Source organism: Parapedobacter lycopersici, assembly GCF_040395035.1.
In the GTDB taxonomy this organism is placed as follows: domain Bacteria; phylum Bacteroidota; class Bacteroidia; order Sphingobacteriales; family Sphingobacteriaceae; genus Parapedobacter; species Parapedobacter lycopersici_A.
In genome coordinates this window covers 21,327-38,087 of sequence record NZ_JBEBRB010000024.1, presented here as the reverse complement: position 1 = coordinate 38,087, position 16,761 = coordinate 21,327, and the positions used below count along the sequence as shown (strand labels likewise).

The 16,761-nt window shown below is 49.3% G+C and carries 18 protein-coding genes and 1 pseudogene; 13 read left to right on the top strand and 6 right to left on the bottom strand.

Annotated features, from left to right (window positions below):
* The 3 genes and pseudogenes from ABWO75_RS07190 to ABWO75_RS07180 all read right to left on the bottom strand — a co-directional run.
* Positions 1-313 (bottom strand): annotated as a pseudogene (locus ABWO75_RS07190) (serine acetyltransferase); the annotation flags it as partial.
* Positions 314-401: 88 nt separating this feature from the next.
* Positions 402-788 carry a DUF3037 domain-containing protein gene (locus ABWO75_RS07185; RefSeq protein WP_353184031.1) on the bottom strand — a complete coding sequence of 129 codons (387 nt, stop codon included), beginning with the start codon at positions 786-788 and terminating at the stop codon, positions 402-404.
* Positions 766-1,554, bottom strand: a complete 789-nt coding sequence (locus tag ABWO75_RS07180; protein ID WP_353184029.1) for a HipA family kinase — start codon at positions 1,552-1,554, stop codon at positions 766-768. Before ABWO75_RS07180 ends, ABWO75_RS07185 begins: the two co-directional genes overlap by 23 nt.
* A 205-nt stretch (positions 1,555-1,759) precedes the next feature.
* Here ABWO75_RS07180 and ABWO75_RS07175 point away from each other — a divergent pair, with 205 nt between their 5' ends.
* The 9 genes from ABWO75_RS07175 (at position 1,760) to ABWO75_RS07135 (ending at position 10,724) form a co-directional block, all read left to right on the top strand.
* Positions 1,760-2,308, top strand: a complete 549-nt coding sequence (locus ABWO75_RS07175; RefSeq protein WP_353184027.1) for a DUF1599 domain-containing protein — start codon at positions 1,760-1,762, stop codon at positions 2,306-2,308.
* A 10-nt stretch (positions 2,309-2,318) separates the two neighbouring features.
* Positions 2,319-3,503 carry a BT_3928 family protein gene (locus ABWO75_RS07170; RefSeq protein WP_353184025.1) on the top strand — a complete coding sequence of 395 codons (1,185 nt, stop codon included), beginning with the start codon at positions 2,319-2,321 and terminating at the stop codon, positions 3,501-3,503.
* Between the two features lie 13 nt (positions 3,504-3,516).
* On the top strand, positions 3,517-4,047 hold the full coding sequence (locus ABWO75_RS07165) for a shikimate kinase (RefSeq protein WP_353184023.1): 531 nt from the start codon (positions 3,517-3,519) through the stop codon (positions 4,045-4,047).
* 8 nt (positions 4,048-4,055) lie between these two features.
* Positions 4,056-4,991 (top strand): glycerophosphodiester phosphodiesterase family protein, encoded by a 936-nt coding sequence (locus ABWO75_RS07160; protein ID WP_353184021.1) that lies wholly within the window; start codon positions 4,056-4,058, stop codon positions 4,989-4,991.
* Positions 4,992-5,002: 11 nt separating this feature from the next.
* A complete protein-coding gene (locus tag ABWO75_RS07155; RefSeq protein WP_353184019.1) occupies positions 5,003-5,716 on the top strand; it encodes an ATP-binding cassette domain-containing protein in 714 nt (237 codons plus the stop codon).
* 117 nt (positions 5,717-5,833) lie between these two features.
* Positions 5,834-6,415, top strand: a complete 582-nt coding sequence (locus ABWO75_RS07150) for a hypothetical protein (RefSeq protein ID WP_257656260.1) — start codon at positions 5,834-5,836, stop codon at positions 6,413-6,415.
* Between the two features lie 115 nt (positions 6,416-6,530).
* A complete protein-coding gene (gldG, locus tag ABWO75_RS07145) occupies positions 6,531-8,927 on the top strand; it encodes a gliding motility-associated ABC transporter substrate-binding protein GldG (protein WP_353184016.1) in 2,397 nt (798 codons plus the stop codon).
* 111 nt (positions 8,928-9,038) lie between these two features.
* Entirely contained in the window at positions 9,039-9,851 is an 813-nt protein-coding gene (locus ABWO75_RS07140; RefSeq protein WP_353184014.1) for a helix-turn-helix domain-containing protein, read from the top strand.
* 21 nt (positions 9,852-9,872) lie between these two features.
* Entirely contained in the window at positions 9,873-10,724 is an 852-nt protein-coding gene (locus tag ABWO75_RS07135) for a 3-keto-disaccharide hydrolase (protein ID WP_353184012.1), read from the top strand.
* 82 nt (positions 10,725-10,806) lie between these two features.
* Here ABWO75_RS07135 and rpsT read toward each other — a convergent pair whose 3' ends face one another.
* A complete protein-coding gene (gene rpsT / locus ABWO75_RS07130) occupies positions 10,807-11,061 on the bottom strand; it encodes a 30S ribosomal protein S20 (protein ID WP_257656256.1) in 255 nt (84 codons plus the stop codon).
* Positions 11,062-11,291: 230 nt separating this feature from the next.
* Between rpsT and ABWO75_RS07125 the strand changes: the two genes are divergently transcribed.
* From ABWO75_RS07125 to smpB, 4 genes are all read left to right on the top strand, one after another.
* On the top strand, positions 11,292-11,834 hold the full coding sequence (locus tag ABWO75_RS07125) for an RNA methyltransferase (RefSeq protein ID WP_353184010.1): 543 nt from the start codon (positions 11,292-11,294) through the stop codon (positions 11,832-11,834).
* Positions 11,835-12,010: 176 nt separating this feature from the next.
* Positions 12,011-12,889: a succinate--CoA ligase subunit alpha gene (sucD, locus tag ABWO75_RS07120; RefSeq protein WP_353184008.1), complete on the top strand. Its 879-nt coding sequence runs from the start codon at positions 12,011-12,013 to the stop codon at positions 12,887-12,889.
* A 149-nt stretch (positions 12,890-13,038) separates the two neighbouring features.
* Entirely contained in the window at positions 13,039-13,701 is a 663-nt protein-coding gene (locus tag ABWO75_RS07115; RefSeq protein ID WP_353184006.1) for a metal-dependent transcriptional regulator, read from the top strand.
* Between the two features lie 23 nt (positions 13,702-13,724).
* On the top strand, positions 13,725-14,180 hold the full coding sequence (smpB, locus tag ABWO75_RS07110) for an SsrA-binding protein SmpB (protein WP_257656252.1): 456 nt from the start codon (positions 13,725-13,727) through the stop codon (positions 14,178-14,180).
* A gap of 21 nt (positions 14,181-14,201) precedes the next feature.
* On the opposite strand, the gene ABWO75_RS07105 is transcribed toward smpB, so the two are convergent.
* Positions 14,202-16,001: a MutS-related protein gene (locus ABWO75_RS07105; RefSeq protein ID WP_353184003.1), complete on the bottom strand. Its 1,800-nt coding sequence runs from the start codon at positions 15,999-16,001 to the stop codon at positions 14,202-14,204.
* A gap of 44 nt (positions 16,002-16,045) precedes the next feature.
* The gene (locus ABWO75_RS07100; protein WP_353184001.1) at positions 16,046-16,702 is read right to left on the bottom strand and encodes a protein-L-isoaspartate(D-aspartate) O-methyltransferase; all 657 of its coding nucleotides are present in this window, start codon (positions 16,700-16,702) and stop codon (positions 16,046-16,048) included.
* Positions 16,703-16,761: the final 59 nt, after the last annotated feature.

Genomic DNA, 16,761 nt, shown 5'->3' with positions numbered 1-16,761 from the left:
CGTCATATATCGATTCTGCATCCGTACGCATGATGCGGTGCAGTTCGGGCAGGTAGTCAAAAAAATGCTGGGCGACGAGGTCATTATTGCATTCCTCGCATGCTTTTGTCCGGTTCAGGATGCTGACCAGTTCCTGCTGGGACTGTACGAATTGTGCCCTTAGCTGGTCAACGGTGCGATCGGGATGTGTCTGCCGCTCAGGAAACACCAGGTCGAGCAAACGCAGAGCCCAACCGGCAATCGCGCCGTTCGGCGGCACATTGGTTATCCCGCTTTGTCTATTATGGATATATTGGATAAATTCCTCGTTCATCAGTTTGTTATGAAAGATCGAATATAAAAACTTTTTAAGCAACCTCCAGCCGTTTACTATGTAACAATACGGTAAAAAAACCACCGGATCAGCCTACCAGCTGGGAATACAGCCGGTCAAGCGCCGCAGTTGCATTGGCACAGCGCCCCGGATGCACGGCCGAAGTCTGTATCATCGTGCTACGCTTAGCGGTAAGCCAGCGGAAACGCTCGGCCGGCGGCAGTGCCGCGATTGCAGTGATGTCGCCCCCACGGCCCTCACAGACCTGCTGGAATGCGGCAAGGTAGCTATGCAGGTCCGCTACATCAACGTCAGGGAATAACAGCGTATACCGGCTCGCATCAAGCGTATACCGCATTTGCAGGAAACGCTGCCCACGACAGTATAATATCACGCCAATGTTGATAAATTCTTCCCGTTCCACACGGGGTACCAGGCGGATGACGGCGTATTCAAACAGTTCTACTTCTTGCATCTTCAGCCTCATTTATAAATACGCTGGATGCGGCAACCCGCATCTCCAGAAACCGGGCATATACTTCCCGCGCGTCGGCTACTGAAACTTCCGGGAACGCCAGCAGCCATTCATCGGGCACCAGCCTTACAATCGCCCGGATACGTTCGGCTGTCAGCACCGCCTTACAGGCCGCATCTGCGTCTTCCAGGGCCGAGGCCCAGCGAAGCAGTACGTGATCCTTAACCTGGACGAAAGGCTTTAACGCCTGTTCCTCCCAGCCATCCCAGGTGTGGTGGAAATACAGTGATGCACCGTGATCAATCAACCACAGTTCACGGTGCCACATCAGCATGTTGGTGTTTTTTACTGTACGGTCTACATTGGTCAGCAGGCAATCGAGCCAGACAATCCGGGATGCAAGCTGTGGATCCACTACCGTTACCGCGGGATCAAACGTGATTGCACCCGAAAGGTAATGCAGCGCCAGATTAAGTCCTGTGCTGGCCCGCAGCAAATCCTGTATCTCCTCATCGGGTTCGGTTCTCCCAAAGGCCTCATTCAATACCGCAAACACAATTTCAGGGACCCGGAGGCCCAATGCACGGGCAATTTCGCCTCCAATTAATTCGGCGATCAGGGCCTTGCTCCCCTGTCCGGCGCCCCGGAATTTAAGTGCGTATAAAAATCCGTCATCAGCCTCTGCGATGGCCGGCAATGAACCGCCTTCGCGTAGCGGCGTCACGTAACGGGTCACCTGGACTGTCCGCAATGAAGGTATTTCCATTTCCTCTTTTTTACTATGATTATCCCGCTCCTGCGGGGATACTCCCGTCAAATATCCATATAATTTTACAAGTAGCGCTAACTTTATTTCCCGTTTTGCCCGTCAGTAACACGTTTTTGGCACGTTTGATGGGAGGATCACGTTATTCTCATTATATTTGTCGAACACCACAACGCAACAACATTTAAGGAAACGTAACGTACTTATGGACACAGCCGCCCAATACGACCGGATTATAACCCGTTGCCAGCATTTATTTATAAAAAAGACCACCGATTACGGCACAGCATGGCGGATCATGCGGCTTCCGTCAATTACTGATCAATTATATATCAAGGCGCAACGGATCCGCACATTGGAAGAAAAACGGGTTTCCCGCGTGGGTGACAGCGTAGTGGATGAATATATCGGCATTGTCAACTATTGCGTCATTGGCATCATGCAGCTGGAACTGGGCAACACCGGAGAAGCCAACCTGTCCGCTGCCGAAGTAGCCAAAAAATACGAGCAGGCAATAGACGAAACCAAAACATTGATGTTCGACAAAAATCACGACTATGGCGAAGCATGGCGCGAAATGCGCATAAGTTCACTGACGGATCTCATCCTGATGAAAATATACCGCGTTAAGCAAATCGAAGATAATGAAGGACATACTATGGTCTCCGAAGGCATCAAAGCCAATTATCAGGACATGCTCAACTATGCCGTGTTCGCGCTCATCAGATTAGGACTTGCCGATACCCAACCTTAACCGTTTACTTATGCAGACGATACCTACCACCGCGACACACCCCAATTACCTGCTTGGATTTTCACGGGTATTTACGGGCTTGCTGTTTATTTTTTCTGGGTTAATCAAAGCAAATGACCCAACTGGCTTCGGTTATAAGCTACAGGAGTATTTTCACGTCTTTGGCACTGATTTCCTGAATGACTATGCCACCCAGTTGGCGATCATCATCTGCGGCCTGGAAATTTTGCTGGGTGCCTTGCTGCTGCTGGGTTTCTGGGCGCGCACGGTTGCCTGGGGTTTACTGCTGCTTATTCTGTTCTTCACATTTCTCACTTTTTACTCCGCTTTTTTCGAAGTGGTTACATCCTGCGGATGTTTCGGCGATGCCATCCCACTTACGCCCTGGCAATCGTTCAGCAAAGACCTGGTGCTCCTTGCCCTGATCGTTATTATTTTCATCAACCGTCGGCAGATCCGGCCGATTATGGCAAGCCGTTCTGCACAGCGTTTATTAACCGCCGTGTTAATCGTTGGTTCTCTGGGCATCGGCGTGTACACCGTTAATTTCCTGCCTTTTATTGATTTTCTACCTTATAAAAAGGGTAATAACATACCCGAGCTTATGAAAATGCCCGAAGGTAAACAGGGTGATTTATACGAGTTGATTTATACGTTGCGGAACAAGAAAACCGGCGAACAAAAAAAGGTGTCTGACAAAGTATACCTAGCCGACGAAATATGGAAGGACGAAAACTGGGAAATTATCGGCGACCCGGAAAGCCATCTGGTAAAAGAGGGCTACCGCATTCCCATTCCGGACTTATTGATATCTGATGCCAATGGAGAAGATTTTACCCATGAGATTATCGAAAATCCATATTATAATATTATTGTGGTGGCCTGGGACCTGAGCCATACTGATCTAGCGGCATTAAGCCGGATAAATGCGCTGGTTATGAATGCCGCTGAAAACTACAACGTGCGATCCATACTACTAACTTCGGGCAGTGCCCAGGAAGCACAGCAGCTCAGCGACGAGCTGAAATTACTGACAGAAATATTTTATGCGGATGCCGTGCCTTTAAAGAGCATGGTGCGTGCAAATCCCGGTGTACTACTGATGCGAAACGGCGTCGTAATAGACAAATGGCATTATCATACACTGCCGACTTTCGAGGTGCTAGAAACCCGGTATTTTAGCAAGGGAGATTAAAATTAAAGAGGCTGTGGAAAGTGCGACAACCAATAACAAGACCATATTCCTGATCGGATTTATGGGAAGCGGTAAAACGACATGGGGTCGCAAGCTTGCCCAGAAAACCGGATGGCCATTTATCGATCTGGACGAACAGATTACCCAGTTGATTGGCCAATCCATCCCCGAATATTTCGAGCGCTACGGCGAGGATGCATTCAGGGAGCTGGAAAGCCACACGTTGAAGAGCCTAACGTTTACCCAGCCAACAGTTGTGTCTACCGGTGGTGGCACACCGTGTTTCTTTGATAATATGGCATGGATGAATGATAACGGCACAACCGTGTATCTCCAGCTTCCGCCGAAAATGCTGTGGGACCGGTTAACAAAAAGCAATATCACGTCGCGGCCGGCACTACGGGGATTGAGTGGAGAACAGCTGCTGGAACATATTCAGGCAAAATTAGCGGAAAGGGAACCGCATTACCGGAAAGCTGCCCATGTAATGAACCAACTGTCGCTGACTGTGGATGATTTGATAAAACTTACCGAAAATAGCTGAGGTTACCGATGTTAAACCGCTCTGTCCAGTTTCTGCTACTTCTGTTGATTGCCGGCTGCTGCGCCTCTTGTTGGCCATCCGAAAGCGGATACCGTTATGGCGCAAACCGGATCCGGTTACAGACCGCGGACGACCTGCATCGCTTTTTGACCTATCATGAGAAACGCTATCCGCTGGTCAGTGCGCACCGTGGCGGACCAACGCTCGGATACCCCGAGAATGCTATTGAAACCTTCGAGTATCAGACGCGGCACCAACCCCTCATCATTGAGTGTGACGTGCGGATGACGGCTGATTCAGTACTGGTGCTCATGCATGATGCAACCGTGGACCGCACGACGAACGGTTCGGGAAAAGTTGCGGAATACACCCTTGAGGCCTTAAAAAAATTGTATTTACGGGATGTGGAGGGCAACGAGATGCCCTATCGGGTTCCCACACTTGACGAAGCATTGCGTTGGGGAAAAAACAAAGTGATCTTTACCCTTGATGTGAAGCGCGATGCCCCTTATGCGGCGGTTGTCGCAGCCATCAGACGGAATAGCGCTGCTGCGTATTCGATAGTTATCACCTACAATGCCGATCAGGCAGCTACCGTGCACCAGCTGGACCCTGAACTGATGATATCAGCTTCCATTGGATCGGAGACCGACCTGCTTCGCCTCAACGAACGCAACGTACCCGATAACCGGCTGATTGCATTTATCGGCACCCGTGAAGCGGATGAAGCCTTTTACAGGCTTCTACATGACCACGGCATCATGTGTATAATGGGTACCATGGGAAATCTGGATAAGCAAGCCACAGCGCGTGGTGACCAGGTTTATACCGAATTCGTCGAACGGGGTGCAGATGTCCTGTCGACCGACCGGCCCAGGGAAGCGGGCAAGGCGCTGGATGTATACCGCAACGCATATAGACTCACTTCGCCGTTTATTAAATAATTTTCTCTCTCATGGCTATCCGAGTAACTGAGCTCAGCAAATCTTATGGCAACCAGCAAGCGTTAAAGGGGATTTCCTTTGAAGCAAGGGCCGGACGGGTATTGGGTTTTCTGGGACCCAATGGTGCCGGAAAATCAACCACCATGAAGATACTTTGTGGAAGCTTGCTCCCAACGGCGGGTGAAGCTTGGGTTGCCGGACTTCATGTGCATCGCGACAGTCTCGAAGTCAGGAGAAAGATCGGTTACCTTCCGGAAACCAATCCCTTATATCCCGACATGTATATCCGTGAGACACTGAATTTTATGGCCAGTCTGCATCGGTTATCCCAACCCCGGAAACGAATTGAAGAAGTGATCACACTGACCGGACTGGCGCCTGAGCTGCACAAGAAAATCCGTCAGTTATCCAAAGGATATCGTCAGCGCGTTGGATTGGCCCAGGCGATCCTGCACGACCCCGACGTACTCATTCTTGATGAGCCCACGTCCGGACTGGACCCCAATCAGTTACGCGATATACGTACGTTAATCAGACAACTCGGCAGTGAAAAGACCGTACTCCTCTCCACACACATCATGCAGGAGGTAGAAGCGCTCTGCGACGACGTGGTGATTATTCGGCAAGGCGAGATTGTCGCCGACTTCGAATTAGCAGATTTAAACAGGAAGTACCCCGATACCAACCTGGAAAAACTGTTCATCCGGCTGACCGCCGGCGAATAAAATTTCTTAATAGTTACTGTTTTCCGCTTTTTTTAAACATTATGGCACGTTTTATGTTTCTAATATGGCGTATTTAAGAAAACATACAAAAAGTAGACACTTAAAATTGTAAAAACCATGAAACATTTATCTTTATTCTCTGTATTATTATTGGCTGTGATATTCTCAGCCAGCGCACAGCAACCGGAAGTTAACCGGCCCCAAACTTCAGCCAATGTCGGAATGGCTCCCATACAACAAGGGAATTGGATCGTTGGTGGTAGCTTAGGCAGCTTAGGATATAGTTTTGAGGGTGAATCATTTAACATCAACCTCAATCCCCGTGCTGGTTATTTTGTGTCAGACGGATTGGCTGTTGGTTTAGGTGCTAATGTCGGATTAGCTACCAGCCCCGACGCTGACAACGTGTGGACTTATGGAGTGGCTCCATTCGTACGTTATTACTTTGGACAGGGCTCAAGCGCAACCGGCCGGTTTTTCGGACAGGGTGAAGTGGGCATCGCAGGCAGTTCTATTGGATCCGGTGCTGATCTCGCTTTCGGTATTGGGGCAGGTTATGCACACTTCATTACTCAAAGTGTAGCTTTAGAAGCTATGGTAGGTTATAACTACAGCAAGGCAACTGTAGCCAATGCAAACGCACAGTCCGGCCTGGGTGTAAGCCTCGGTTTCCAGATTTATCTTCCTGGACAGCGATAAGCATAATAACATTCAATAACAAAAAGGCCGTCCCGGGGAATTCCCGGGACGGCCTTTTTGTTTTACCTGCTATATTTCCTATTTTCGATGCCGCATTCCATAAACAGATACGCACTTGCTTAGTATTTACAAAAAAGAGGTTTCTGCATTTTTTAATTCCCTGACCGGCTACCTGGCCATAGGTATATTCCTGCTTATCTCAGGACTGTTGCTTTGGGTATTCCCCGATACCAGTATCCTGGAATATGGTTACGCCACATTAACGAGCTTTTTCACCCTCGCTCCTTACCTGTTTATGTTTCTGATTCCGGCCATTACCATGCGTAGTATAGCGGGTGAACGTGCGGAAGGCACGTTGGAGCTGCTGCTGAGTAAACCTGTCAGCCGCTTCCATTTGCTGCTGGGCAAATACTTGGGCAGCCTTACTGTCGTGCTGCTTGCGCTTATCCCAACGGGAATATACTACTATACGGTCTACCAACTCGGGCTCCCTGCAGGGAATATCGATACGGGCGCGGTAATTGGTTCATATATCGGTCTTTTCCTCATGGGGTCCGCGTTCACGGCGATCGGCGTACTGATGTCGGTGCTTTGCCGTAATCCCATTATTGCCTTTCTGTTGGCCATATGTTGCTGTTTTTTAGCCTTCTATGCCTTTGATGCGTTGGCCGGCATACCGTTGTTCCATGGCTGGGAAAGCAGTGTGAGTAACTTGGGCATGCAGGCGCATTATGCCGCACTCAGCCGCGGTGTGCTGGATAGCCGGGATGCCGTCTATTTCGCCAGCTTCATTTTCTTGATGTTGTTTAGCTGCCTGCTGGCGCTGTCCGACCGCGGATCGCTCCGTACAAAAAGGCCAGTATACGGCATTGCCGCCGTAGGTGCCGTGCTGCTGATGAACGGTGTGGCGGCAAACTATTTCGGACGGGTTGATTTTACCGAGGAAAAGCGGTTTACGCTGTCACCGCTTTCACGGGAAACCGCGGCAAACCTGCCCGACGAAGTACATGTTACCGTTTTTCTCGACGGCAGCCTTCCCCCGGGGTTCAGCCGATTAAAACAGGCAACGGCCGACCTGCTGGCCGATCTGAAGGCCTATTCGGGTGGAAAGCTGACGTATGCTTTTCTGAATCCCCTGGAAGGAAACAGTAAACAACAGGAAGCACAGGTAAACGCCTTGGGCGAACAGGGAATTAACCCGACCAATCTGACGGTCCGGACGGACGACGGCCTTACACAGAAATTGATCTTTCCCGGTGCGCTGATAGCTTACCGCGACACGCAGATTCCGGTAAGCTTACTGCAAAACCGAACCGGCGCGCCGCATGAAGAAGTACTGAATAACGCTGTACAGAACCTCGAATACGCGTTTGTTTCGGCATTGCGCAAAGTCACTGCCGATGGCCGACCATTGGTTGGGTTTACCGAAGGGCACGGCGAATTAGACGAATTACAGTTACATGATGCTATCCAAAGCCTGATGGGGGGATATCAGGTTGGCTGGGTCGATCTTAAGGAAATGACATTTGAAGGGCTGAACCAACTTGATGTACTGGTCGTCGCTAAACCACGCCAGCCATTCAGCGAAGCCGAAAAATACAAAATCGACTACTTCGTCATGAATGGTGGACGTGTCCTATGGGCCATTGATCAGGTAAATGCCGACCTGGACAGCTTGCGTACAACCGGAGAACAACTGGTGCTGGCCAGAAACCTTAACCTGGACGACCTGCTCTTTACTTACGGGATCCGGTTTAATTATAATCTCATTGCCGACATGAACAGTGCGCAAATCCCGCTTACTGTAGGCAATATCGGCGGGCAGCCGCAGATCGAGCTGGCACCCTGGCTGTTCTATCCGGTTTTCGTACCGCTCACAACACATCCGATATTAAAAAACCTGGATGGTATCCGCAGTGAGTTTTCAGGTACGCTGGACACCATTTCTACACCAGGTGTCCGGAAGGAATTCATACTCCAATCGTCGCCATTTTCCAGGTTGTTTGACGTTCCTGCCACGGTAGCACTGCAAATGGCGGGAGAAACGCCTGATCCGGCTAAATTCAAGAACCACCCTTATCCGGTGGCTGCTCTTCTTGAAGGCACGTTTTCATCGGTCTTTTTAAACCGACCCGTGCCGGAAGGCCTGGTTTCCGCTCCGCCAGTCCCGTCACAGGGCAAACCAACAAAAATGGTAGCCATTGCCGATGGCGATGTATTCAAAGGGCAGGTAAACCCGGCGGACGGCTCTCCTTATCCCCTTGGGTGGGACCGCTATGCCGAACGGCAGTACGGAAACCGGTCGTTTCTGTTGAATGCAGTCGATTACCTTGCTGATGATACCGGAATTATATCCCTTCGGGCCAAAGAGATAAAACTCCGCCTACTTGATCCGATCAAAGTCAAAAATGCACAGCTTCGCTGGAAAGTGCTGAACGTCGCTCTCCCGCCCTTGTTACTATTCCTTGGCGGACTGCTCCAGCAATACCGTAGAAAACGAAAATTTGGGTAAAGGAATTGTTATCATATAATGCCACATTATTATCCATATTAGACACAAAAGCCTTATTTTTGCCGGCAGTTTATTCCGTATCTTAAAGTTATCGCTGGAACAAAATCTTTCATGGAGAAATATGTCAACAGGTATTACCTCACCGAAGTAGATCGTTATGATGACACCATCTATTGCCACCACGCAATGATGGGTGAGAAACTGATTCCGGAACATGTGCATAAAAAAGGGCAGTTTCTGTACACCGAAGGAGGTGTGGTTTACCTTAATACACCCAAACAATCCTACTTCCTGCCTGCCCGGCACTACATCTGGATCCCCGCCGGCGTTCGCCATAGCATCCATCCAAGTTCCGCGGAGGTGATCATGCGGAACTTATATTTCCCGGTATATGAACATGACGACGACTTTTTCATGCGCCCGGGTATCTATCCGGTTGATAGCCTGTTGATGGAGCTGATGATGTTTACCAATCGATGGAATGGCAACATCTGGCCCGACGACGAGGGACGATACAGCATTGCGAAAGCATTCAAAATGCTACTATCCGAACTGGGTCGGGGCGCACTACCGCTGAGCCTGCCCTATCCAAGTGACCCGCGACTGGTTAAAATCGTCGAATATATGGACCAGCATATAGCCAACCATATCAGCTTCAGGCATGTAGCCAATCAGTTTGATATTAGTGAGCGCTCGCTGGCCCGGTTATTCCAAAAAGAATTGAACATGTCATTCATTCAGTATTTTACAATCTTACGGATGCTAAAAGGGTTGAAATTACTGCTCGACGAGAAACTCAGCATTAATGAGGTTGCTGCCAGGGTTGGATATAGCAGTTTACCCACATTCAGCAATACATTTACAAAAATTGTCGGGGTTCGGCCAAGCGAATACGTTAAGCATAAAAGCCTGTGGAACCAATAATTTGAAAACAAAACCATTAACATGAAGATCACCTTACTCATTACCGTATTTGCGGTTTGCCTGGTTTCCAGCTGCGCGGATCCAACCGGTGGAAACAAACACGAAATCGTATGGAAATCCCTATTCAATGGCAAGGATCTCAATGAATGGACGATTAAAATTGCCAAGCACCCCGTCGGCGAAAATTACGCCAATACGTTCCGCGTCGAGGATGGATTGCTGAAGGTACGGTACGATGGGTATACGGATTTCGATCAGCAATACGGCCATATTTTTTACAACACGCCCTATTCGGCATACCTGCTTCGTGTGGAATACCGTTTTACCGGCGAACAGGCCCGGGGAGGTGAAGATTGGGCATGGCGAAATAGCGGCGTCATGTTGCATGCACAGGCACCAAACTCCATGCTGCAGGACCAGGATTTTCCAATTTCCATTGAAGGGCAGTTTCTTGGGGGCAATGGTACCGAAGCACGCCCTACCTGTAATCTCTGTACGCCCGGCACAAATGTGGTAATGGACAGCACGCTGTTTACCCCACATTGCATTAATTCAACTTCCCGTACGTTTCATGGCGACCAATGGGTAACTGCCGAATTTTTAGTATTGGCCGATTCTATGATTCAGCACATTGTTGAAGGAGATACCGTATTGACTTATTATCAGCCCCAAGTTGGTGGCAGCAACGTTTCCCAATTTGACCCGGCGGTAAAAACCGACGGAATACTGCTCCAGCAGGGATACATTGCGTTGCAAAGCGAAAGCCATCCCATTGATTTCCGGAAAGTGGAGTTGCTCGACCTGTCACCTTATCTCCGCGATCCCCATGCCCTTCGGCAGGTACTTGCCCTAGCCGGCAATAAAACCGAATAAGGCTGACGACACGACACAATACAAAAGGCCGTCCCGGGATATCCCGGGACGGCCTTTCATACTGTTGTACTATATCTGTAGATTATGACAAGCTATTCACCAGTTTCGTCAGCTTCGATTTGTTATTGGAAGCTTTATTCTTATGAATCACATTCTTTTTAGCCAACCGGTCAAGCATTGAAATGACACGGGGTAACAACGTTTTGGCTTCTTCGGCCGAAGTGGTGTTTCTTAACTTTTTAATCGCATTACGGGTCGTTTTTGCCTGATAACGATTTCTCAAACGCTTAGTGGCCGTAGACCGGATTCTTTTAAGTGCTGATTTATGATTTGCCATTTATTTTTAGCTATTTTATTTCTGCCTTATTTTCGGACTGCAAATGTAGCACCTTATTTTTAATATTCAAAATCCTAATCATTCAAAAGTTTAAGTTTTCCTGTATTTTCATCAGAAAAAATGTTCGGTGCCTTGCGTGGAGGACAAGCGGGCACGCAGCGTCCGGATACACCCAAAAAATGAGCTTTCGCAAATTAATCCCTTTAAAAGGAATTACCTAAGTTTGCAGCATGCAGAAACACTCCATGGATCAATTGCAACGGCCTTCAGTTGAGGCGTTCCGCAAGCAAGCCAAAACCCCCATTACCATGGTACTCGATAATGTACGGAGCATGCACAATGTAGGTTCGGCGTTCCGGACAGCCGACGGATTCGCTATCGAACGGATAATGCTTTGCGGTATTACCGGTACGCCTCCCCATCGGGAAATCGAAAAAACTGCACTTGGCGCTACCCGATCGGTACAATGGGAATACGTTTCAGAAACCGCCTATGCCGTTGCAGAGCTACGGAAAGCGGGATACCACATAATTGCTGTCGAGCAGGCGGAAGGTAGCATTCCGCTCCAGCAGTTTGTCCCTGACCCTTCCGAAAAATACGCATTAATCTTCGGAAACGAAGTACACGGCGTATCGGAAGCCGTCATGCAAAGTTTGGACACCTGCATCGAGATCCCCCAATCGGGCACCAAACATTCACTGAATGTAGCCGTATCAGTAGGTATCGTACTTTGGGATTTCTACGCCAAGCTCCAATTCCGGAAAGTTGATTAAAATCAACGCGTAATCGCCGGTTGCATTTTCCGCTCTTTTCAATGCCTGAATCACACCGGTCGTCACCTGCAGTTCGGTAATTGTTTCCCGATAATCGAAGTTGCCGTTATATGCCATTCCACAGACTTGCATTTAAAAGCAATTTTATCTAAGTTTGCGGGGCAAAAACCAGAACAATGAGCGTATTAGTAAATAAGCATTCCAAAGTAATCGTACAGGGCTTCACAGGTAACGAAGGCACTTACCATGCATCACAGATGATCGAATACGGCACCCAGGTCGTTGGCGGCGTAACTCCCGGAAAAGGCGGGCAAACCCACTTGGACCGGCCGGTATTCAATACGGTGCAGGATGCCGTAGACCAAACCGGGGCCAACGTGTCTATCATTTTCGTCCCTCCCGCCTTTGCTGCAGATGCCATTATGGAAGCTGCCGCTGCAGGTATTGAAGTGATTGTGTGTATCACAGAAGGTATTCCGACCAAAGACATGATTCAGGTAAAGTCATACCTCAGTGATAAAAACTCCAGGCTTATTGGACCTAATTGTCCGGGCATCATCACAGCCGATGAGGCCAAGATTGGCATCATGCCCGGCTTCATTTTCAAAAAAGGCGCGGTAGGTATCGTATCCAAATCCGGAACGCTTACTTACGAAGCTGTTGATCAAACAGTAAAAGCCGGACTTGGAATTACAACAGCAATCGGAATCGGCGGCGACCCGATCATCGGAACCACCACTAAAGAGGCTGTGGAACTGCTTATGGCAGATCCGGAAACCGAAGGAATTATTGTCATCGGCGAGATCGGCGGTGGCATGGAAGCCGAAGCTGCCCGTTGGATCAAGGAACATGGCACGAAACCGGTTGTAGGCTTTATCGCCGGACAGACCGCGCCTCCGGGACGCCGCATGGGTCATGCCGGTGCTATTGTGGGTGGTGCAGACGACACCGCTGCCGCTAAAATGAAAATTATGCGTGAATGCGGAATACGGGTGGTGGAATCCCCCGCCGAAATTGGAAAAGCAATGGCCGAAGAATTGGCCGCAAAAAAATAAACAGCCTCATTTGTTGGCAGAAAAGGCACCGCTTTTTGGTGCCTTTTTTATTTTATACGCGATGGTAAAGCCGCACATTCATCAGATATTTTGCACGCAAAAACAGCATTTAGACCGTTAATTCGCTGCAATTACCTACCTTTGCTGCCATGCTGTCTGTTACAGAGGAAAATTACCTTAAAGCATTGTTGCGTATCACCGTCGAACAAAACAGCACCGGTGAAGCGGGCACGAATCAATTGGCCGGAAAACTAAACGTACGTCCGGCCACGGCCACTGACATGCTCAAAAAATTGAAGGAGAAGCAGTTGGTCAACTATGAAAAATACGGTAAGATTTCCCTCACACCTACCGGACGTGACCTAGCTGTTGCCGTCATCCGCAAGCACCGCTTATGGGAGACATTTTTATACGATAAACTGGGATTTAGCTGGGATGAGGTACATGATATCGCAGAAGAGCTGGAGCACATCAAATCAGATAAACTGGTGGACCGGCTTGACAAATTCCTGGGCTATCCGCAATTTGACCCGCATGGCGATGCGATACCGTCTGCCGATGGCGCGTACGTTAACGAAGACCGAAAAACACTGGCAGAAGCCGCTGCCGGCAAGTCATACACCATCATTGCGGTGAAAGACAACAGCCCTTCGTTTTTGCAATATGTCAGCCAAATGGGTATCGGCATCGGCAGTGAAGCCCGGGTAGCGGAAAAATACGACTTCGACAATTCGATGGCCCTGGAAGTGGACGGACGCAAGATTAATATTTCTGACAAAGTGGCCCAGAGCATTTATTGCAAACGCATTTGATCGGTTTACCTGTTAGCAACACCATGGCACTATCTTCAGACATCAACATCAAAAATAAGAAGGCATATTTTGAATTCCATATACTGGATACCTATGTAGCCGGCATACGCCTTCTGGGTACAGAAATCAAATCCATAAGGGAGGGGAAGGCCAATATTAACGATTCGTTCTGCTCCTTCTTTGATGACGGCCTTTATATCCGTAACATGCACATTGCTGAGTATTCCCACGGCTCATTCTATAATCACGAGGCAAAGCGCGACCGGCAGCTGCTGCTGACCAAGAAGGAGCTCAAAAAACTGAAAACCAAAAGCGAGGAGCGCGGTTTTACCATCATTCCGTTGCGCATGTTCATTAGTAACCGCGGGTTTGCCAAAATTGAAATCGCATTGGCTCAGGGGAAAAAAGATTTTGACAAGCGGGAAACGATCAAGGAGCGCGACACCAAGCGCGAACTCGCACGGGTGCTGAAACGATAAGGGCGCGGCGCCCCTTCCAGCCTATTTAATGATAATACCGATATTCCGGAGCAACAGTGAGGCATTGAAAATGGTGCACTCCCCGGTCTTCAGTTTATAGTCGAACAGCATGTCCCCTTCGCTGACCTGGATATCGAAATGGTAGTTTTCGACGATGCCCGGATATTCATCAGCCAATTTCGCCAATTGGAGGTCGTGCGTAGCCACCATCCCCACCCCGTCGTCGGCTATCAGCTGCTCAATAATCGCCTTCGACCCCCGGTACTTATCAGCTGAGTTTGTTCCCCGGAGCATTTCATCGATCAGGAAGACCGTATCCGGCTGTTCTTTAACCGTTTGCAGCACCATCTGTATCCGGTTAAGCTCCGCCCGGAACGTCGAAGTACTTTCATTCAGCGAATCGGCAATGCGCATATACGTGACGAGGCGGAAGACCGAAATACGCATCTCCTTGGCGTTGACGGGAGCGCCGCAAAAAGCCAGCACAGCATTGCTTCCCACCGTACGCAGAAATGTACTTTTCCCCGCCATATTGGATCCGGTGATCAGTGCGATTCGGTGATTTTCCATCCGGTAGTCATTCGCAACTGCCGTAGTTTCGGGTATCAATGGGTGCGAAAGGCCAACGGCTTCAATCACGGGCGACGGGCTATCGACAACAACGGGAAAGCACCATTGGGGATGATTGTGTGAAAACACCGCCAGGCTTACCAACCCTTCAAACTCATGTACCACATCAAAAGCGTCAAGAACCTCCGTACCGTATTGACGGCGCCAATCGAGCACTGCAAATACCTGTTTAAAATCCCAGAGCATGGTCATATTAAGCAACGCACCTACCAGCATGTTCAGGCGGTAGTCCAGCCGGTCAAGGATTCTAGCCAATGCATCCAGGGCACCGGAAGCTGATTTATTTTCAAACGTCAACTCCCGGGATAGCTTTTTATTAAGCTGACTTTGCCAATCCCTGTTCTCAATGCGTTTGATCGCAGCTGCAAAAGCAGCAAGTACCTGGCCTGCACGTCCCATTTTCCCCGCTATGCGGCTTACCCTGGCCGCATAACCGATCGTCCAAAGCAGGTGGGCGAGTGCAAGAAATACCGCAATGCTGCGAAATACCGGAACGACAAAGGCCAATCCGATAAGCAGTGCCATAAGCCACGGAGTCAGTTGCACGTAAGCGCGAAGCAGCCGATTGCCAAATGACAACCTGTCCTGTTTCAGGTACCCGGCAAACTGAGTTTTAAAATCACGCTGTTCAGCAAGGTTAAACAATAATTTAACCTGAAAACCCTGGCACCAGTCCAGGTCGCCCGCCAATTCGCGGATCGCCTGCTGCCGGTTCCTAATCAGTGGCGCAGCAGCAGGCGCAGCAAGCCATGATGCCAGAAACCTGTTTCCTTCCGCCGTAGCGCTGCGGTTTATTTGGGCAAACAGCGAATAAGGTCCGAATAGATCTAAATCGTCGCTATAAGGATGCTTTTTGTCCTTAAACACCGTGCCGTCAGGATACCGGTTAGGGCGACCGTCCGCTACATCCAATTCGTTCTGGTTAACGGTACGCCAATCCAGTAGTTCATTTTTCTCCTTTTCCAACCTGCTCTGCCGCCAGACCAGCCAGAAAAAAAACAGGAGTATCGCAAAGAAAGCGACAAGGAACAACCAGAGCTGTTCCGCCCGCACAGCGGCAAACAATGCGACACACCCACCAATAATGGTACCGAGGCGAAGAAGCGCGTAGGCATTTATGGACCTGCGTACCCGGTTAAGCGCCACGTCAGCCGAGGCAATATGATGGTTATAACGTTCCAGGTTTTCCATACGCATGAGATTAGCTTTTTGGCATCACCATAACTTCACCTAAATCACCAGGCCTGATCGCCCACCAATGGTACAAACCGAAAGGTGTCCAGCTCGATCCGTTCATAGTCGCGTTCCCCGACCCGGATAACGGTCAGCATTTTCTGTTCCTTTTCGTTACCCACCGGAATCACCAATACGCCTCCTATTTTAAGCTGCGTTAGCATGACCTCCGGCACCAGTGGGGCACCGGCGGTTACCAGTATTTTATCATAAGGCGCATGTTCCGGAATCCCCTTTGAGCCATCGCCAAAGAAAAAATGGGGTCTGTATCCTATATAAGGAAGCACCTGGATGGTCCGGTCATATAAGCTGCGCTGGCGTTCAATGGTATATACATCGGCTCCTAGTTCCATCAGTATACAGGTCTGATAACCGGACCCCGTTCCGATTTCCAGCACCCGGTCTCCCGACGCAATATGCAGCAGTTCCGTCTGATAAGCCACGGTATAAGGTTGCGATATGGTCTGCCCGTCGCCTATCGGAAAAGCAATATCCTTGTATGCCTGATTCCAGAAAGTCTCGTCGAAGAAAAAATGCCTCGGCACCTTTCCGATTGCCTCAAGCACCCTGGTATCTGCGATCCCCCGCTGTTTCAGCAGTGCAACCAATTGTTTGCGGGCACCCCGCTCACGATAATTATCGATAAACTTATACGCCATTATGCTTCAAAAATAAGCAGATATTGCAATTTTTTAGTATCATTGCGCTAATTCGCTAA